Origin of the sequence: Dactylosporangium sp. CS-033363 (genome assembly GCF_050942475.1) — a bacterium.
GTDB lineage: Bacteria > Actinomycetota > Actinomycetes > Mycobacteriales > Micromonosporaceae > Dactylosporangium.
Window position 1 is genome coordinate 8,599,368 of the sequence record NZ_CP192032.1, and the last position, 18,654, is coordinate 8,618,021.

17 protein-coding genes are annotated in these 18,654 nt (G+C 71.6%); 6 read left to right on the forward strand and 11 right to left on the reverse strand.

All coding sequences use genetic code 11. The features are described 5' to 3' along the window. Positions 1-57 precede the first annotated feature (57 nt). Entirely contained in the window at positions 58-714 is a 657-nt protein-coding gene (locus ACQPZ4_RS39555) for a RibD family protein (protein ID WP_433066835.1), read from the forward strand. Further along, on the forward strand, positions 711-2,096 hold the full coding sequence (locus ACQPZ4_RS39560) for a ferredoxin reductase family protein (RefSeq protein WP_433047972.1): 1,386 nt from the start codon (positions 711-713) through the stop codon (positions 2,094-2,096). The genes ACQPZ4_RS39555 and ACQPZ4_RS39560 overlap by 4 nt, the downstream gene beginning before the upstream one ends. Here ACQPZ4_RS39560 and ACQPZ4_RS39565 read toward each other — a convergent pair. The 3 genes from ACQPZ4_RS39565 to ACQPZ4_RS39575 form a co-directional block, all read right to left on the reverse strand. Next, positions 2,093-5,998 carry a UvrB/UvrC motif-containing protein gene (locus ACQPZ4_RS39565; RefSeq protein ID WP_433047978.1) on the reverse strand — a complete coding sequence of 1,302 codons (3,906 nt, stop codon included), beginning with the start codon at positions 5,996-5,998 and terminating at the stop codon, positions 2,093-2,095. The genes ACQPZ4_RS39560 and ACQPZ4_RS39565 overlap by 4 nt on opposite strands. A gap of 86 nt (positions 5,999-6,084) precedes the next feature. Further along, positions 6,085-6,543 (reverse strand): chromosome partitioning protein, encoded by a 459-nt coding sequence (locus ACQPZ4_RS39570; protein ID WP_433047981.1) that lies wholly within the window; start codon positions 6,541-6,543, stop codon positions 6,085-6,087. A gap of 748 nt (positions 6,544-7,291) precedes the next feature. Next, on the reverse strand, positions 7,292-8,203 hold the full coding sequence (locus ACQPZ4_RS39575; RefSeq protein ID WP_433047984.1) for an ATP-grasp domain-containing protein: 912 nt from the start codon (positions 8,201-8,203) through the stop codon (positions 7,292-7,294). A 125-nt stretch (positions 8,204-8,328) separates the two neighbouring features. On the opposite strand from ACQPZ4_RS39575, the gene ACQPZ4_RS39580 reads away from it, so the two are divergent. Beyond that, on the forward strand, positions 8,329-8,634 hold the full coding sequence (locus ACQPZ4_RS39580; protein ID WP_433047987.1) for a hypothetical protein: 306 nt from the start codon (positions 8,329-8,331) through the stop codon (positions 8,632-8,634). Here the strand turns inward: ACQPZ4_RS39580 and der are convergent. The 3 genes from der to ACQPZ4_RS39595 form a co-directional block, all read right to left on the reverse strand. Then, positions 8,600-9,940 carry a ribosome biogenesis GTPase Der gene (gene der, locus ACQPZ4_RS39585; protein WP_433066838.1) on the reverse strand — a complete coding sequence of 447 codons (1,341 nt, stop codon included), beginning with the start codon at positions 9,938-9,940 and terminating at the stop codon, positions 8,600-8,602. The two genes, ACQPZ4_RS39580 and der, sit on opposite strands and share 35 nt — an antisense overlap. Positions 9,941-9,978: 38 nt before the next feature. Further along, positions 9,979-10,650 carry a (d)CMP kinase gene (gene cmk, locus ACQPZ4_RS39590; protein WP_433047990.1) on the reverse strand — a complete coding sequence of 224 codons (672 nt, stop codon included), beginning with the start codon at positions 10,648-10,650 and terminating at the stop codon, positions 9,979-9,981. 72 nt (positions 10,651-10,722) lie between these two features. Next, positions 10,723-11,262 carry a MarR family winged helix-turn-helix transcriptional regulator gene (locus ACQPZ4_RS39595; protein ID WP_433047993.1) on the reverse strand — a complete coding sequence of 180 codons (540 nt, stop codon included), beginning with the start codon at positions 11,260-11,262 and terminating at the stop codon, positions 10,723-10,725. 89 nt (positions 11,263-11,351) lie between these two features. Between ACQPZ4_RS39595 and ACQPZ4_RS39600 the strand changes: the two genes are divergently transcribed. Then, entirely contained in the window at positions 11,352-11,915 is a 564-nt protein-coding gene (locus tag ACQPZ4_RS39600; RefSeq protein ID WP_433047996.1) for an NADPH-dependent FMN reductase, read from the forward strand. Here the strand turns inward: ACQPZ4_RS39600 and ACQPZ4_RS39605 are convergent. Beyond that, positions 11,912-12,889 carry a helix-turn-helix transcriptional regulator gene (locus ACQPZ4_RS39605; RefSeq protein ID WP_433047999.1) on the reverse strand — a complete coding sequence of 326 codons (978 nt, stop codon included), beginning with the start codon at positions 12,887-12,889 and terminating at the stop codon, positions 11,912-11,914. The two genes, ACQPZ4_RS39600 and ACQPZ4_RS39605, sit on opposite strands and share 4 nt — an antisense overlap. Before the next feature lie 61 nt (positions 12,890-12,950). On the opposite strand from ACQPZ4_RS39605, the gene ACQPZ4_RS39610 reads away from it, so the two are divergent. Both ACQPZ4_RS39610 and ACQPZ4_RS39615 read left to right on the forward strand, forming a co-directional pair. Continuing rightward, positions 12,951-13,883 carry an ATP-binding cassette domain-containing protein gene (locus tag ACQPZ4_RS39610; RefSeq protein WP_433048002.1) on the forward strand — a complete coding sequence of 311 codons (933 nt, stop codon included), beginning with the start codon at positions 12,951-12,953 and terminating at the stop codon, positions 13,881-13,883. Positions 13,884-13,892: 9 nt separating this feature from the next. Beyond that, on the forward strand, positions 13,893-14,627 hold the full coding sequence (locus ACQPZ4_RS39615) for an ABC transporter permease (RefSeq protein ID WP_433048005.1): 735 nt from the start codon (positions 13,893-13,895) through the stop codon (positions 14,625-14,627). 43 nt (positions 14,628-14,670) lie between these two features. On the opposite strand, the gene ACQPZ4_RS39620 is transcribed toward ACQPZ4_RS39615, so the two are convergent. From ACQPZ4_RS39620 to ACQPZ4_RS39635, 4 genes are all read right to left on the reverse strand, one after another. Continuing rightward, positions 14,671-15,465 (reverse strand): pseudouridine synthase, encoded by a 795-nt coding sequence (locus ACQPZ4_RS39620; protein ID WP_433048008.1) that lies wholly within the window; start codon positions 15,463-15,465, stop codon positions 14,671-14,673. After that, positions 15,452-16,576, reverse strand: coding sequence for an SMC-Scp complex subunit ScpB (gene scpB / locus ACQPZ4_RS39625; protein WP_433048010.1), 1,125 nt, complete (start codon positions 16,574-16,576; stop codon positions 15,452-15,454). Before scpB ends, ACQPZ4_RS39620 begins: the two co-directional genes overlap by 14 nt. Next, positions 16,573-17,517, reverse strand: coding sequence for a segregation and condensation protein A (locus ACQPZ4_RS39630; protein ID WP_433066841.1), 945 nt, complete (start codon positions 17,515-17,517; stop codon positions 16,573-16,575). The genes scpB and ACQPZ4_RS39630 overlap by 4 nt, the downstream gene beginning before the upstream one ends. Before the next feature lie 85 nt (positions 17,518-17,602). After that, entirely contained in the window at positions 17,603-18,538 is a 936-nt protein-coding gene (locus tag ACQPZ4_RS39635) for a ParA family protein (RefSeq protein ID WP_350621314.1), read from the reverse strand. Positions 18,539-18,654: the final 116 nt, after the last annotated feature.

Here is an 18,654-nt window from a genome sequence, read left to right on the forward strand (position 1 = left end):
GACAATGCGGCCGTGCAGTCTCCCCGCCCCCGGCCCTACGTGCTGCTGAGCTGCGCGATGTCCCTGGACGGGTACCTCGACGACGCCAGCGACGAGCGCCTGGTCCTCTCCAACAGCGAGGACCTCGACCGCGTCGACGCCATGCGGGCCGGCTGCGACGCGATCCTCGTCGGGGCCAACACGATCCGCCGGGACAACCCCCGCCTCATGGTGCGCGCCCCCGAGCGGCGCGAGCGGCGGGCCGAGAACGGTCTCCCGCCGCTGCCGGCCAAGGTCGCCATCTTCGGCCACGGCGACGTCGACCCCGACTCGCGCTTCTTCACCGACGGCGACACCGCGAAGATCGTGTACTGCGCGACGACCACCGCCCGCCGCCACCGCGCCCGCATCGGCGAACGGGCCGAGGTCGTCGACGGCGGCGAGCCCGTCGACCTCGGACTGGCGCTGGCGGATCTCGCGGCTCGGGGAGTACGACGGCTGCTTGTGGAAGGCGGCAGTCAGATCCACACCATGTTCCTCACCGCCGGCCTCGTCGATGAGCTGCAGCTCGTGATCGCCCCGTTCTTCGTGGGCGACGGCCGCGCCCCGCGCTTCGTCGGCGACGGCGACTTCCCCTGGCACCCGGGGCATCGTGCCACGGTGGTGGATGTACGCCAGATGGACGACGTGGTACTCCTGCGCTACGCCCTCTCCGACCGATTCGAGGCCACATGATCGACGCGCCCTTCCACGTCCCGGACGCGCGGGCCGCCGTCTCGGAACGCGTCCAGCGCCACAGACGCCCGCGCGGCGGCAACGGCCCCCAGCGCGCGACGTTCGCGCTGCTGGCGATCGCCCTCGTCAACGCCGCGATCGTCGAGGTCCTGTTCTGGACGGCGTCGGACGCCCCCAACACGATGCTGTCGGTCGGGCGCTTCCTGGGCCTGCACGCGGCGGTACTGCTGGCGCTGCAGCTGGTGCTGGTGGCCCGGGTCCCCTGGCTGGACCGCCGGCTGGGCATGGGCCAGCTGACCGCCTGGCACCGCTGGGTCGGCATCGGCCTCGCCTGGACCATCGTCGTGCACGCCACCCTGGCCTCGTGGGCCTACGCGATGATCAACAACTGGCCGTTCAGCACCCTGGCGTCGAAGTGGCTGGGCTCGCTGGGCACGCTCGCCGGCATCATCTCCGGCACCGTGCTGCTGCTCGTCGTCCTGTTCTCGACCCGCGCGATGCGCCGCCGCCTGCCGTACGAGCTGTGGCACCTGATCCACCTCGGGACGTACGCGACGGTGGCCTTCGCGATCGTCCACCAGACCATCGAGAACCCCATCTCCCAGCCGGCCACCTGGGCCAAGCTCTACTGGTGGCTCCTGTGGACGGTCGCCATCGGCCTGTTCGTCTTCGGCCGGATGCTGCTGCCGATCTACCGCAACCTCCGCCACAACCTCCGCGTCTCGGCCGTGGTCCCGGAAGCCGACAACGTGGTGTCCGTCTACGTCACCGGCCGCGCCCTGCACACCCTCCCGGCCGAGGCCGGCCAGTTCTTCCTGTGGCGCTTCCTCACCCCGACGAGGTGGTGGCAGGCGAACCCGTGGTCGCTGTCGAAGGCCCCCGACGGCCAGGCCCTGCGCCTGACCGCAAAGGCCGTGGGCGGGGGCAGCGCGGGTTTGCGGAACCTGCGAGTCGGCACCCGCGTGATCGTCGAGGGCCCTTACGGCTCCTTCACGAGCAAGCACCGCACCAAGTCGGCCACCCTGCTCATCGCCGGCGGCGTGGGCATCACGCCGATCCGGTCGCTGCTGGAGGAGCTTTCCGGTTCGATCATTCTCTTGTACCGCGTCCGCTCCGAATCCGAGGCAACCCTCCAATCCGAACTCCGCGACCTGGCCCGCGCGAAGGGCGCACAACTCATGCTGGTCGTCGGCCGCACCCGCGACTCGAACCCACCGCCGCTGAGCGCGGAGCACCTGCTGAAGATCGTCCCGGACATCAAGCAGCGCGACGTCTACGTCTGCGGCCCGACGGCGATGACGAACGCGGTCCTCGCTTCACTGCGCAAGCTCGGCGTTCCGAAAACCCAGCAGCACGCCGAAATCTTCGCGATGGCCGACTAGCCTTCCTCCAGCGCCCGATCGAGGTCGGCTCCGAGGGCCGTGACGGCCTCGGGCGCGATCCGCACGACGACGTCGAGGTAGTCGGTCCACCGCGAGGTGGTCAGCGCCAGAGCCACGAGCCGCCCGACGGACGTGGCCGTCGCCTGATCCAGCCGCCGGGCGATCGCCCGGCTGAGGTCCTCGTGCAGGCCGCTCCTGCGGTCGGCCTCCACGGCGGTCATTGCGTCGAGGAACACCCGGTCGCTGCGTGTCCACTGCCGTGCGTGCGCCAGGGCCACGGCCACCGCGCCGGCCGCGATCGCGCGGTCCGGCACATCCTCGATCCGGCCAACGGCGGCCTCGGCCCGGTTGAGGATCTTGCTGGCGAGGCCCGAATGCCCCACCGCCGTGGCCAGCTCGGCCAGGCACTCGACGGCCTGCGAAGTGCGGGTGTCGATCTCCGCGGCGACGCGTTCGGCGTCCTCGATCTCCCCGGTCTCAGCGATCCGCTGGGCGAGCGCGGCGAGGATGCGCGGCCTCGTCCCGCCGTCGCCATCGGCGGCGAGCATGCCGCATCGCGCGAAGACGCGCACGGCGTGCACGGTGTTGCCGGCGTGCGCCAGATGCCGGGCGACGAGGGCGAGAGCGCGGGCCCGGTGGAGTTCGTCGTCGATCGAAAGGGCGGCCCGCTCGGCCTCGGCGAGGCCGGCGGGGTGCTCGGCGAGGCCGGCGACGAACGCGTACTGCGCCCGGCCGCGGTGCCCGGGGTCAGCCACGGACCGCCACAGCACGTCGGCCGTGGCCAGGTCGCCGGCGTTGCTGTACCCGATGGCGAGATCCGCCGTGGCCGCATCGCGGTGAAGTCCATCCGGGATGGCGGCCAACACTCGGCCCGCCACATCCAACCGGCCCTGCTCGACCGCCGCCGTGACGATCTCGGCCAGGACGCTGTTCCTGGAATGGAGACGATCCCCGTGGGTGAAGAGGTAGACCGAGTGCGATTCGTCGGGGACCGACCTCGCCACCGTCTCGGCGTCGCCGAGCGCGCCCGCCTGCGCCAGCGCGATGGCCGCGATCGTCGGCAATCCGTCGGTGTTCTTGCCGAGCCGTTCGATGTATCCGGTCAGAACCTCCAACTCGCCGGCCCGGGCGTAGGCGATGGCGAGCCACCCGTTGACGGTGAGCCTGTGGGCAGGGAAGTTGATCAGCTTGGCGAGCCGGGCCGGCCGCTCGAGATCGCCCGTTCCGGCCAGCGCGATGGCGATCGGCCCGAGCGCGGCGAGCTGACGGGTGCGGCCCTCGGTCCGGGCGGCGAGATCCAACTCCTCCACGATCGCTCGGGCCCGCGCCGCCAGACCGGCGTCGAGGCATCCGTGGGCGACGCGGACCAGGTAGGGGGCCCAATTCCACTCCGCGGTCGACCGGACCAGATGCTCCGCCTCGGTCAGCAGCGCGCCGGAGCGCTCCCGATCGGCGTCGGCGACGGTGCTCGCGACCGCCACCAGCGCCCAGGCCGACAGCAACGGCACGGCCACCGCCCGCGCGGACTGCTCCGCCTCCGACAGCGCCGCGCCGGCCTGATCCGGCGCGGCGGCCGCGAACCAGGCCTGAGCCACCGCGACCAGGTGAACTGCCAGCGCGAACGGATCCGTGAACGCGTTCCGGACCTGCTCGTCGGCGAGCAGCACGCGCGCGTGATGGACGAAGCCGGCGCGGGCGAGGTCGCGCGCCGTGGCCACCAGACCGGGTGTGTCGCCGAGCCGGCGCAGCGCCGCCTCGGCCGAGGCCAGCTGCCGGGCCGCGGGGCCGGCATCAAGCAGTGGCGCGGCCGCCGCCAGGGCACGGGCCGTGCGTTGTTCGTCCTCGTCCTCGGCCTGGCGCGCTGCATGCATGGCGCCCACGAGCGGTGCGACCCACCGCGCGCGGTCGGGCTCGGGCCATTGACGGATGGTCTCCGCGAGCGCATCGACGCGATCGGCGCCGCCGGCGATGGTCCCGGCGAGCTTCTGCGCGTCTCGCATGAGCGCCTCGGCCCCGTCCCGTGCTCCGGCCGCGGCCATCCGGGCGCCGGCGAAGGCCATGGCCCGGGCGAGCGAGCCCGTCGCGAGCCGGTCCCAGCGCTGATCTGCGGACGGCTGCCGGTCCACCAGGCGCTTCTCCTCGTCGCGCAGCTTCGCGGCGAGCTCGAACTCTTGTGCGTCGATAGCCGATTCCTTCAGCGTCCGGACCTCGACGAGCCGGTCGTCGACGCCGAAGAGCTCCGACGGCCGGACCATGGCTTCGATCTGGACGCGGACGCCGGTTTCCGCAGGCCGGCCGAGGACCTGCTCGAAGTCGTGGTCCGGTAGGCGGTCGGCGCCGGAACGCAGGAGAGCCTCGGCGCGGGCCGGGTCGCCCGCCCCGGCATGACCGACCGCGACCACCGCGAGCGCCACGGTTCGCTGCGGCCGGTCCGAGATCCGCGGGATGAGGCTCTCGGCCCAGCCCAGCTTGCCGTCGCACACGAGGCAGGCGACGATCCGCAGCATCTCGGCCCTGGTGGGACTCGCCGGCGAGGCCCCGGCCAGCCCCTCGGCGCGCACGTGATTACCGAGACGGGCCCACAGCACCGGGAGTTCGTCCGGCACGGTCGAGTTGCGGTCCTGCAGCTGTTGGGCCCGCAGGGCGATCCTGACCAGCGCCGTGAGATCCCGGTGCTCGTCGCCGAGCAGGTGGCGCTGCACGGCGACGATCTCCGCCAGTGCGGCCGAGTCGCCGTCGGTGACATCCAGCATGCGGTCGTGGCGGGCCGCGTCCAGGGCGAGGCCGAGCAGGCGGGGCGTGTCGGCGGTGGCGAGGACCATCCGGAAGTAGCCGCTCAGCAGGTACTCCGAGGTGCCCGGCGGCCACCCCCGCTCCCGGGTGCGCTGCGCCCAGGCGTGCAGGGTCTCGCGGTAGGCCGGCAACCGGTCGCCCAGGTACTCGCCCGCGGCGACCTGGAGCTGCTCGTGGGCCAGCAGATAGAGCGCCGATCCGCCGTCGGGGTCCCATCGGCTGCCGCGCCGGGAGAAGGTCCGGCCCGCCGGGCCGTGGAGGATCTCCTCGACCTCCCACAGCGGGCGGTCGGTGAGCTCCGCCAGGTCGTTGCCGCTGAGGCCGCCACCGGCCGCGACGAGGAGGCCGACGAGCGCCGCCTGCACCGGGGTTCCGTGCAGCAGGTGCCGGAGCTCCTGCTGGGCCATCACCCGGACGCGCTGGGCGCGGTCCGAGGGCGGCAGGGCGCGCACGATCGCCGGGTCGCGCAGCGGGTGCCAGGGCGGCACGTCGTCCGGGATCGGCGGGTCCGGCCGGCCGGCCACGATCACGCGCATTCCGGCCGGCGGCTCGGCCGGGAGGAGTGCCGCGATGCTGTGCGAGGCGGGTCCGGTGGTGACACCCCGGTCCTCGTCCAGGCCGTCGACGACGAGGACAAGTCGCTGTCCGCGGTCGCGGCAGGTTCGGGCGGCCCGGTCGAGCAGGTCGAGCAGGTGGGCGTCGCGGGTGGCGTCGGTGAGCAGGCGAGGCGGCTCCTCGTCGAGCAGGGCCACGAGTTGCTCGATCACCACGTCGGCGAAGGCGCGGCGGTCGTCCTGCGCGGCCAGCCGGGCGGTGATGCAGAACGCGATGACGACGACGCCCGGCGGAGGGCGTAGCGCGAAGGTGGACATCAGCGCCGTCTTGCCGGCCCAGGCCCCGGCCCGCCACCAGACGTAGGCGGCGCCGTCCGGGGCCGCGCAGAACTCGGCCAGCTCGGCGAGCTCGGCGTCGCGGTCGACGAGCTGGGGCGGCGCGATGCGCTGGAGCTGCCGGCGGTACGCCGAGCGGATCGCCACCCGTCCGGCCCCGAGGTGCATGATGTTGATCGAGCCGACCGCGATGCCGCCGCTGTGGGCGGAGACCTGCACGCCCGCCACGTTGGGCGGGTCTTGCGCGTCCGGTCTGGACGACGTTGCCTCGCCGCCGGGTGCGGCCCGCCGCGTCTCCGCCCCGGCTACGAAGGGTCCACCGGTGGCCGGGGGCCGACGGTGCCGATGGACCAGGCCGCGACGCCGCCGGTCTCGGCACGGATCTCGACGTTGCCGGCGATGGCGGCCCCGTCGCGACCGACCACGGCCGACCGCTCGCCCGCACCCTGCAGCCGCCGCACCTCGTCGAGCAGCGACGTGAGGCGGGCGGCGAACTCGGCGTCCTCCTCGATCGCCTCCTCCAGCGAGAGCTCGACGCGGCGGCGGGTCCGCTCGTTGACCTCGGCCCGCTCGCCGGCCTCCCGCTGCAGCGCGACCAGCGCGGTGTCGTCGCCCAGCTTGCCGGTGACCGCCTCGTGCAGCCGCTCCAGGCCATGGTCCAGCGCGGTGTCGAGGTCGGCGTCGACCGCGCGGCCGACCCGCTTGGCCTTGCCGACGACCCAGGCGACCAGATACCCGACCACGACGCCAGTCTCGATGACCACGACCACACCTCTTCGACATGGACAGCAGCGCGAAGCACGGACAGCAGCGAAAGTCTGCACGGGCGAACGACACCACGACATCGGCTGCGCAGCCGACCGCCGATCGACCCAAACGACGAGGCGTTCCGATCACGCGCCAAGCGGGTCACCCAAGCGGCGACCCATTCTTGCTTTCTGTCCTTCTTTCCGAACTCCTCGCCCCGGCGGCCGGGGACCATCGGACGAGGGCGCATATGTGGTTGCCCATCGGGCGGGTGGGAAAAAGCGTGCGCCGGACCGATGGCCAACCGCTCAGTGCCCTCGTCCGATGGTTCGGCCCGCCTGTCGGCGGCCCACGGGGTTAAGTGGGCGCGGTTCGACGCTGCTTGCGGGGAGGTCGTCCAGACCGCTGGGGGCTGCCGGGTTCGTCGTGGTCGACGATCGGTGGTACAACTCAGGAATTTGCTTTATATGGAGTCGTCTGGGGTTTATGCGGACCTGGTGGGACAATTGTTGTGTGGGGCAGATGTCATTGTTCGGCCGGGCCGAATTGACCGCCATGCGAGATACCACTAGGCGTCGGAATTACTCGCCTACCAACGAGGCATTTCGTCGGGAGCACAAGCGGCACCGTGATTGGGGACTTGCTCAGCGGCATGCTGAGAAGTTGCGGCTGTTGGCGTTGGAACGCGCGGCCGCCGAGATCGAACCTGAGCCGGTCGAACGCGTCGTGCCGGAGCCGGTCGCACCCGAGGTGTTCGGGGATCGGTCATCGTGCGATGCCGACCCGCGCGAGGATGGCGCGGGCGTAGCGGTCGCACTCGTCGGGGAAGGACGCGAAGAACTTCACCGGCGCGACCGCCTCGATCTCCAGCAGGGACATCCCCCGCGGCGCGTCCGGGTCCAGGATGAAGTCCAGCCGCACCGACAGCGGCGGCGCGCTGTCCGCCGGCAGCAGCGACAGCAACGCCGCATACGTCTCCGCGACGACCGTACGCTGCTCGTCGGACAGCGGCCCGTACGCCCGCGGATCCGGATGAAAGAGCCGCTCGGACGTGCCGGGCCGCAGAATCGCCGCCTTCGTGATCGCGTGCGAGACAGCACCGTCGAGGGTCAGCACCGCCAGCTCCCGATGCACGTCGATGGCGGATTGATACGGCTGCACCAGCGCCGTCCCGACGCCGCTCAGATGCGCGGCCAGTCCGGAAAGGTCGTCGAGCCCGAACTCCACCGCACCCAGGGCGCCACCCGACGACAACGGCTTCGCGACCACGGTCCGCCGCGGCGAGCCGGGCGGTGGAAAGAGCGAACGCAGCGCGTCCAGGTCTGGCGCCCCCGAGCTCAAGAACGTCGGCACCGTCGGAACACCTAAAGCGGCCAGCCGCAGCAGGTAGGTCTTGTCCGAACCCAGCTCCACCACCGAAGGCGGATTGAGGACCAGCGCGCCCTCCAGAACCCGCGCGTGCAGCCAGGTCTGGAACTGGGACAGCTTCGGCCACATGCTCCACGGGGACTGCAGGACCAGCACGTCGTACGCGGTCCAGTCGTGTGCGGGGCCGTCCCACGCGGGCTGGGCGGTCTCGGCGCCGAGCGCCTGCAGCCGGGCGGCGACGAGTGGGGAGTCGGAGTCCTTCCACAGCGGCTCCGGGAAGCCGGCCGAGGTCACCAGGGCCACGCGCATGCAGCGACGGTGTCATGGGGTGCGGGAAGGGTCAACCAGGTGCGGGTCGGTGGCCGGGGCTCACAAAACGAGGACGAGGGCCGAAGTCAGGCGCGGACCGGTTGGACATTCGTTGGGAGCGCGCCTTGGGACTCACCGTTTTCGTGGTACTCGTGGTGCTCGCCGCGGGTGCCGAAGCGTTGCTCCCCCGGCGCAATCGCGTGCGGCCCGAGGCGGCCGAGAGTCACGCCGACGTGAGTGAGGACCTGTCGTTCGTGCTGCGGTCCGGACTGGCTCCGATCCGCGGGTACGCCGAGATCCTCGGGGACCGCATGGACGGCGACGACGACCGGCGCATGATCAAGGCGATCGAGCACCACGCCGACCGCCTGACGGATCTGGCGGATCGGCTGAACGCTACTTCTTATTCTTCTTCCGCGGCTTCACGGTGATGTGGATCGGCGTACCAGTGAAGTCGAACTCCTCGCGCAGCTTGCGCTCCACGAAGCGGACGTAGCCCGGGTCCAGCACGCCCGTCGTGAACAGGACGAACTTCGGCGGGCTGACGCCGGCCTGGGTCGCGAACAGCACGCGCGGGGCGCGGCCGCCGCGGACCGGGTGCGGGGTCTGCTGGACGAGCGCCGTCAGCCACTGGTTGAGCTGGCCGGTCGGGACCCGGCGCTCCCAGTTGGCCAGGGCGGTGTTCAGGGCGGGGGCGAGCTTGTCCACGGCGCGGCCGGTGAGCGCCGACACGTTGACCCGCACGGCCCACGGGACGCGGCGGAGTTCGCGTTCGATTTCCTTGCCCAGTTGGTACCGGCGGTCCTCGTCCACGAGGTCCCACTTGTTGAACGCGATGACCAGGGCGCGGCCGGACTCGATCACCATCGTGATGATGCGCTGGTCCTGCTCGGAGATGACCTCGCTCGCGTCGAGCAGGACGATCGCGACCTCGGCGGCCTCGATGGCGGCGTTGGTGCGCAGCGAGGCGTAGTACTCCGTGCCGGAGGCGTGCGCGACGCGCTTGCGCAGGCCTGCGGTGTCGACCAGGTGCCACGTCTCCCCGCCGAACTCGACGAGGCTGTCGACCGGGTCGACCGTGGTGCCGGCGACCGAGTCGACGACCGCGCGCTCCTCCTTGGCCAGCTTGTTGAGCAGGCTGGACTTGCCGACGTTGGGGCGGCCGACGAGGGCGATGCGGCGCGGGCCGGCCTCGCGGGGCTCGGCCGCGCGGGCCTCGGGGAGGTGCTCCAGGATCTTGTCGAGCAGGTCGCCGGCGCCGCGGCCGTGCAGGGCCGAGACCGGGAACGGCTCGCCCAGGCCGAGGCCCCACAGGCTGGAGGTCTCGCCCTCGATGCGGGCGTTGTCGACCTTGTTGGCGACCAGGATGACCTTGCTGGCGCTGCGCCGCAGCATGCGGACGGCGGCCTCGTCGTCGGCGGTCGGCGGGATGGTCGCGTCGACCACGAACAGCACGACGTCGGCGGTCTGGGCGGCGATCTCGGCCTGGGTGGCGATGGCCTTGGCGCGCTCGCGGGCGTCGGGCAGCCAGCCGCCGGTGTCCACGACGGTGAAGTTCCGGCCGGTCCACTCGGCGTCGTAGGCGACCCGGTCGCGGGTCACCCCGGCGACGTCCTCCACGACCGCCTGGCGGCGCCCGAGGATGCGGTTGACCAGGGTGGACTTGCCGACGTTGGGCCGCCCGACGACGGCCACGATGGGCAGGCTCAGATCGACGTCCGACTCGCCCGACCCGATGCCGGGGGCGTCGCGGTCGACGTCCGCGGGCGGTTGGTTCACGCCGTCACCTTGTCGAGCATGCGTCGCAGCCGCTCGACCACCTCGTCGATGCCGAGCGCGGTGGTGTCCAGGACCACGGCGTCGTCGGCCTGGCGCAGCGGGTCGGCCGCGCGGGTCGAGTCGAGGCGGTCGCGGCGGGCGAGGTCGGCGGCGGTCGCGGCGCGGTCGCTGGCGTTCTCGCTGCTGCGGCGGCGGGCCCGCTCCTCGGCGTCCGCGGTCAGGTAGACCTTCAGGTCGGCGGCGGGCGCCACGACGGTACCGATGTCACGTCCTTCGACCACGATCCGCTCGGCCGCGGCGATGATCTCGCGCTGGCGGGCGACCAGGAGCGCGCGCACGGCCGGGACTGCCGAAACAGCCGACACCGCCCGGGTGACCTCGGGCCCGCGGATCTCACGGTCGACCCCGACGCCGTCCACGCTGATGTGCGGCGCGGCGGGGTCGGTGGTGATCGCCAGCTCCACGTCCTCGGCGACCGCGGCGATCTTGTCGGCGTCGGCCAGGTCGACGTTGTCGCGCAGCACCGCGTAGGTCACGGCGCGGTACATCGCCCCGGTGTCCAGGTAGCGCGCGTTCATCGCCTGGGCGACCCGGCGGGAGATGGTGGACTTGCCGGAGCCGGACGGCCCGTCGACGGCAATCACCAGTTGCCGGCCCTCGTCGTGCACGCCCGTCTCCTCTGACTCGATGAAGCCCTTCAAAACAGTACTTGACCCGCCGATGACGACCACCCACGGGAGTCAGCAACGAGACGGGCCACCGCACGGGTCCGACAAATCCGAAATGTCCGGTCCCACATCTGGGCCCATAGTTTCGTCGGCCTCCGGCAACCTGGCCAGCACCGAGTCGGCGATGTCCAGCAGGGCGTCGACCTGCGCGGGGCTGAGCGCGTCGAAGAACCAGTGGCGTACGTGCGCAACGTGCCGGGGCGCCGCCGTGGTGACCGCCTCCCAGCCGGCGTCGGTCAGCACCACGAACGCGCCGCGCGGGTCGTCCGCGCAGGGCTCGCGGGCCACCAGGCCGCGGGCCGTCATGCGGGTGATCTGGTGCGTCAGGCGGGTCTTCTCCCAGTCGGCCGCGACGCGCAGCTGGAACACGCGCAACCGGCCACCCGGCGCCTCGGACAGGCTGACGAGCACGGCGTACTCGGCCATCGTGAGCCCGGTCTCACGCAGCAGCTGACGGGCAGCCCGGCGCTGCACCTCGGCGTTGAGCGCGAGATAAGCGCGCCAGGCCCGCTGCTCGCGCTCGTCCAGCCAGGGCGGCTCCGGGTTCGTCACACCGAAAGTCTACGGGCATAGGTGACACGTCACCGTTGTTGTCGGCTACTGTCGTCGGTGACACGTCACCCTAAGCGTGAGGAACCAACATGACGAAGGTCGGGATCATCCTCGGCAGCACCCGCCCGGGCCGCAACGGCGAGGCCGTGGCCAAGTGGGTGTACGACATCGCGAGCCGGCGCTCCGACGCCGAGTTCGAGCTGGTGGACCTGCTCGACTACAACCTGCCGCACCTGGACGAGGCGATGCCGCCGTCCTTCGGGCAGTACGCCAACGAGCACACCAAGCAGTGGGCCGCCAAGGTCGCCGAGTTCGACGCCTACATCTTCGTGACGCCCGAGTACAACCACTCGACCAGCGGCGCCCTGAAGAACGCGATCGACTTCCTGTACGCCGAGTGGAACAACAAGGCCGCCGGTTTCGTGAGCTACGGCTCGGTCGGCGGCACCCGCGCCGTCGAGCACCTGCGGCTCATCGCGGCCGAGCTGCAGATCGCCGACGTGCGGGCGCAGGTGGCGCTGTCGCTGTTCCACGACTTCGAGAACTTCAGCGTGTTCAAGCCGGGCCCGCAGCACGAGACCTCGCTCACCACGGTGCTCGACCAGACCATCGCGTGGGGCAAGGCCCTGGCGACGGTACGCAAGGCCGCCTAACCCGCGGTCGCCCTGGAGAAGCGCGCGGCCAGCTCAGCCCCGGCCGCGCGCAGCTCCGGCGGGCCCACCAGCTCGAACTCGACCCCGAACATCCCGAACCAGGCGGCCAGGCCGGTCCACGACCACGAGCCGGCCGTCACCCGGCAGCGGTCCGGCCCGGCGTCCTCGACCACGCCCTGCCCGCGAATCCAGTCGTTCGCGGCCGCGGCGGGTGCGTGCAGGATCGCGGTACCGCGCCAAGGCCAGGGATCGTGCCGCTCGAACTTCTCCGCGACGAACGCGGCCACGTCCGCCGCCGGCAGTTGCCGGGGCGCGAACCGCGGCCCGTTCGGCGTGCGCGGGGACATGCGGTCGACGCGGTACGTGCGCCAGTCCGCCCGATCCAGGTCGTAGCCGACGAGGTACCAGCGGCCGCCCCATGTCACCAGGCTGTGCGGCTCGGCCCGGCGCGGCGGGCGCTGCTCCCCCGGGCCCTCGGCCATCTCGCGCCGCCCGGCGTAGTCGAAGCGCAGCACCTCGTGGGCCCGCACGGCGGCGCCGATGGTGAGCAGGTCCTCGGCGTCGATGTCGCCCTCCCGCCACGTGCTCTTGGGCACCCGTGTGACGCGCAGCGCGTCGACCCGGTGCCGCAGCCGCGCCGGCATGACCTGGCGCACCGTGGCGAGCGCCCGCAGCGCCGCCTCCTCCACGCCCTGGACCGACATGGTGGCCGTCTGCAGCGCCACCGCCACGGCCACCGCCTGGTCGTCGTCGAACAGCAGCGGCGGCAGCTCCGAGCCGGCGTCGAGCCGATAGCCGCCCTCGGGCCCGCGGGTGGCCTGGACGGGATAGCCGAGCTCGCGGAGGCGGTCGACGTCCCGGCGTACCGTCCGCGGGCTCACTTCGAGCCGGTCGGCGAGCGTCTGCCCGGGCCAGTCGCGCCGGGCCTGCAGCAGGGACAGGAGCGCGAGCAGCCGGGCCGAGGTTTCGAGCATGGGTTCAGTATGGCCGCAGTACAGGACAGGGGCTGTCCGCATCCACTGCGAGGCTGCTCGCATGATTCGAACTCGGGGATTGACCAAGGACTTCGCCACCGGCCGCAAGACCAAGGTGCACGCGGTACGCGGGATCAGCCTGGACATCGAGCCCGGCGAGCTGGTCGCGGTGCTCGGCCCGAACGGCGCCGGCAAGACCACCACGATGCGCATGCTCACCACGCTGATCCAGCCGACCGCGGGCACCGCCGTCGTCGCCGGGCACGACGTGGTCGAGGAGCCGCAACGGGTGCGCCGCCGCATCGGGTACGTCGGGCAGGGCAACGGCGCCGCCCACACCCAGCGCGTCGGCGACGAGCTGCGCGTCCAGGGCCGCATCTACGGGCTGGACCGGCGGGAGGCCAAGCGCCGGGCGGACGAGCTGCTGGAGGCGCTCGACCTCGCCGAGCTCGGCGAGCGCAAGGTCACCGACCTCTCGGGCGGCCAGCAGCGCCGCCTCGACGTGGCCATCGGCCTGGTCCACGCACCCGAGCTGCTGTTCCTCGACGAGCCCTCGACCGGCCTCGATCCGCAGAACCGGGCCAACCTGTGGTCGCACATCGCCCGGATGCGCGCCGAGCTCGGCATGACGATCGTGCTGACCACGCACTACCTGGACGAGGCCGACTCGATGGCCGAGCGCGTGGTGGTGGTCGACCACGGCGAGGTGATCGCCGACGACTCCCCGGACCAGCTGAAGGCGAAGCTGGCCGGCGACCGGCTGCTCGCGACCGGCGACGGGCCGGCCCTGGCGGCGATCGCGGCCGAGCTGCCGGGCGCCCGCGACCTGGCGGTCCGCCCCGGCGGCATCGAGCTGCGGGTGAGCGACGGCCCGGCCGCCCTGCCCGAGCTGATCACCGCCGCGGCGGGTTCCGTCCGTACCGCCGAGGTGCGCCGCCCCACGCTCGACGACGTCTTCCTGGCCCTGACCGGCCGCAACCTGCGCGACGCCTGAGGAGTAGCCATGTCCGACATCGCCATCGTCGCGGGCCGCGAACTGCGCCCGCTGCTGCGCTCCCCGTTCTCGCTGATCTTCGGGATGATCCAGCCGCTGGTGTTTCTCGCCCTGTTCGGCCCGCTGCTCAAGAGCACGTTCGGCGGCGACGTGTGGCAGTGGTTCGTACCGTCGATCCTGGTCATGACCACGCTGTTCAGCACGTCGACGGTGGGCGCGAACCTGCTGCAGGAGTTCCTGACCGGCGCCCACGAGCGGATGCTCGTCACGCCCCTGTCCCGCCCGTCGCTGCTCATGGGGCGGGCGGTCAAGGAGATGGTCCCGCTCGCCGGGCAGGCCCTGGTGATCGTGCTCGTGATGCTGCCGTTCGGCTTCAGGCTGTACACCGGCGGCGCTCTTCTCGGCCTGGTGCTGCTGGCGCTGTTCGGCGTGGGGCTGGGGTCGCTGAGCTATGCCCTCGCGGTCGCGGTGCGGCGCACGGACTGGATGTTCTGGGCCGTCCACCAGACGCTGCTGTTCCCGCTCATGATCCTGTCCGGGATGCTGCTGCCGCTGGAGTCGGGGCCGGCCTGGATGCGCACCGCGGCCCACGTCAACCCGCTGGCGCACATGGTCGCCGCCGAGCGCGACCTGTTCGCCGGCCACGTCGCGACGTCGACGGTGGCCTGGGGCTTCGTGGCCGCGGCGCTCACCGCGGCCGTCGGCCTGGCGGTCGGCATCCGCGCGATGCGGCGCTCGACCTGAGGCCTTGAACAGCGCCCCAAACTCGACCTGAGCCGGGGGGGGGTTACTCCCCGACGGCCTTGAACAGCGCGCCGATCTCGGCCTGCGACAGGTGCCGCGTGCGGCCCGGTCGCAGGTCGCCGAGGCGGATCGGGCCGATCTGGGTGCGGATGAGCCGCACCACCGGGTGCCCGACGGCGTCGAACATGCGCCGGACGATGTGGTTGCGGCCCTCGTGCAGGACCACCTCGACCAGCGCGACCTTGCCGTACGCGTCGACGACCTTGAACGCGTCGACCTTGACCGGCCCGTCCTCGAGCGTCACCCCGGACTTGAGCTCGCGCCCCATCGCGCGCGGCACCGGTCCGGGGATCTCGGCCTGGTAGGTCTTGGACACCTCGTACGACGGGTGCATCAGCTTGTGCGCCAGCCCGCCGTCGTTGGTCAGCAGGATCAGGCCCTCGCTGTCCTGGTCGAGGCGCCCGACGTGGTACACCCGGGTCTCGATGTTCGGCACGAGGTCCGAGATCGCGTTGCGCCCCTTGTCGTCCTCCATCGTGGAGACGACGCCGCGGGGCTTGTTGAGCGCGATGTACACCATCCGCGTGTCGGTCACCAGCCGCGACCCGTCGACGTGGATCGCGTCCTGGACGGCGTCGGCCTTGTCGCCGAGCGTCGCCTCCTTGCCGTTGACCGTGACCCGGCCCTCGTCGATCAGGCGCTCGCAGGCCCGCCGCGACCCGAGCCCGGCGGCGGCCAGGATCTTCTGCAGGCGCTCCTCGTTGCGCGGGCGCACCGCGTCGGGCGGGGCATCGAAGGCGGAACCGGAGAATTCGGCGGCGGACTCAGCGCTGGGCATCGGCGATCTCATCTATGTCGTCGGGCAGGAACGGGGCGAGCGGGGGCAGCTGCTCGACGCTTTCCAGGCCGAGCTTCTCCAGGAAGAGCGTCGTCGTGCGGTACAGGAAGGCACCGCTGTCGGGCTCGCTGCCGACCTCTTCGATCAGCCCCCGGGTCACCAGCGTACGGACCACACCGTCACAGTTCACACCACGGATGGCGGAGATGCGCGATCTGGTCACCGGCTGCTTGTACGCGATCACGGCCAGTGTTTCCAGGGCGGCCTGGGTGAGCCGGATCTGCTGCCCGTCGAGGACGAACTTCTCGACGTAGGCGGCATACTCGGGCCGGGTGTAGAGCCGCCAGCCCCCGGCCACCTTGCGCAGATCAAAGCCGAAACCCATGCTCGTGTACTGCGCTGCCGCCGCTTCCAGGGCCGCCTGCACCCGCTCGACGGGCTGGTCGAGCACCTGGGCGAGGGTGATTTCGCTGGTCGGCTCGTCGACTACCAGGAGGATGGCCTCGACGGCGGCCTTGAGCTCGCCCTCGCCGAGTTCGGGCCTCGGCTCCTCCTCGACGACGACGGGCGCTTCGGCGACGGCCTCTTCGACGGCCTCTTCGACGGCCTCTTCGACGGGCTCTTCGACGGGCTCTTCGGGGGCGGGCGCCTCGAGTCCCGGCAGCGCCGTCTCGACGACGGCCTCGGGCTCTGGTTCCGGCTCCTCGACCGCGGCCTCGGGTTCGGCCTCAGGTTCCGGCTCGTCGGTGATGGCCTCGGGCTCGGCCTCGGGCTCGGCCTCGGGTTCCGGCTCCTCGGCCTCGACAAGCTCCTCGGGTTCGGGCTCGACCGCAGCCTCGACCTCGGCTGCAGCCTCAACCTCAGGCTCAGCTTCAGCCTCAACCTCAGCTACAGGCTCAGGCTCCGGCTCCGCGGAAGGCTCCTCGAAAGGCTCCGAGGAGGGCTCCTCGGACGGCTCCGCGGCAGGCTCAGGCTCTTCCTCGTCGGACTGCCACTGCAGCTCGGGAAACGCGGGCGCGGCAGCAGGATCGGGCTTCGGACGCGCCCACGGCGGAACCCAGTTCGCGGCCTGATCGGCCAGCGACCCCGTCGGCTTGTCGTCCTCGTTCACTCGTCCACCTCATCGTTCCCGACCGCCGCGCCCTCAAGCGACTCCGAAGCATCCAACGAACCACCGGTTTCCGCCAATTCGGGAGCCGGCGTCGCGGGTGCGGCCGACCCGTCGTACTCCTCGACCTCGATCTCCACGGCGGCGTCGTCGGCGGCCGTCCAGCGCACGAGCAGCTCCCCGAGCGCCTGGACCTGCTCGAATTCGATGAGATTCTCGCGGTACAACTCGAGGAGGGCGAGGAAGCGGGCCACCACTTCGAGGGTCGTCTCGCAGTCGACGCACAGCGCCGCGAACGTGGCCTCGCGCTGCTCGAACAGCCGGTCCCGCAGGATGTTGGCGTGCTCCCGGACGCTGACGCGCACCTGGTGGATGTGGGCGACGGAGACGACCGGCGGCACCTTGGGGGTGAACGCGCGCACCGCCAGCTTGAGCAGGCGCGCCGGCCCGATGCCGAGCACGAGGTCGGGCAGGGCCTCGGCGTACTGCGCCTCGAGCGACACCGACCGCGGGTACCGCCGCGAGCCGACCGCCTCCAGGCCCTGGATGTGCGCCGCCGCCTCCTTGAACGCCTTGTACTGCAGCAGCCGCGCGAACAGCAGGTCCCGCGCCTCGAGCAGCGCCAGGTCCTCCTCGTTCTCGACCGTGGCCGACGGCAGCAGCCGGGCCGCCTTCAGGTCGAGCAGGGTGGCCGCGACCAGGAGGAACTCGGAGGCCTCGTCGAGGTCCCAGTCGTCGCCCATGGCGCGGATGTACGCGATGAAGTCGTCGGTCACCGTGTGCAGGGCGACCTCGGTGACGTCGAGCTTGTGCTTGCCGATCAGCTGCAGCAGCAGGTCGAACGGCCCCTCGAAGTTGGACAGCTTGACCTGGAACCCGGAGGGCGCCGCGAGCGGGAGAGCCGGGTCCGGGGACACCTCCGAAGCGTCCGCCGCGACCGACAAATCGGTCACGGCAGAGATGTCCGGAGCGTCACGTGGCGACGACTCCACAACCGGCTCAGTCACGCGACGAAACTAGCAGCAAAAACTAGAGTCGACGCTCGGCCTGCTGGGCGATGACCTCGCGGGCCAGCTGCCGGTAGTTGCGCGCCCCGGACGAGGCCGGGTCGAGCGTCGTGATCGGCGCCCCGGCGACCGTCGACTCCGGGAACTTGACCGTCTTGGTGATGACGGTCTGGTACACCTTGTCGCCGAACGCCTCCACGACCCGCTGCAGCACCTGGCGGCAGTGGGTGGTGCGGCTGTCGTACATGGTGGCGAGGATGCCCTCGAGCTCCAGGTCGAAGTTGAGCCGCTCGCGCACCTTGTCGATGGTGTCCAGCAGCAGCGCGACACCGCGGAGCGAGAAGAACTCGCACTCCAGCGGGATCATCACGCCGTGCGCGACGGTGAGCGCGTTGATCGCCAGCAGGCCCAGCGAGGGCTGGCAGTCGATCAGGATGAAGTCGTACTCCTTGAGCACCGGCCGCAGCACCCGCGCGAGCGCCATCTCGCGGGCGACCTCGGTGACGAGCTGGATCTCGGCCGCCGACAGGTCGATGTTGGCGGGCAGCAGGTGCAGCCCGGCGATGTCCGTCTTGATCCGGATGTCCTCGACCGTCACGTCGGAGTCCATCAGGATGTTGTAGATCGTGAGATCGAGGTTGTGGGGGTTGACGCCGAGGCCGACCGAGAGCGCGCCCTGGGGGTCGAAGTCGACGAGCAGCACCCGCCGCCCGTACTCCGCGAGCGCCGCGCCGAGGTTGATGGTCGACGTCGTCTTGCCGACGCCGCCCTTCTGGTTGGCCATGGCGATGATCCGCGCCGGCCCGTGCCGGTCCATCGGCATCGGTTCGGGGATCGGTTTGCGCATCGTGTACGCGGTCGGGTCCGCCGGCCCGAGCTCCGCACCGAGGTCAAGCGAGGCCTGCTCGGCGCGCATCGTGGTGGTCCACGACTCCGCCTGGTCGCCCATGCCTGTCATCGCTGTCTGCGCCCCTCCCGGCGGCATTGACTCCACCCCGGGGACCGACTCGGGCGTCGGCTTTCGGGGGGAGCGAGTCAGCCGTTGCCCGACTCTACCGTCCCTGCAGGGTACAG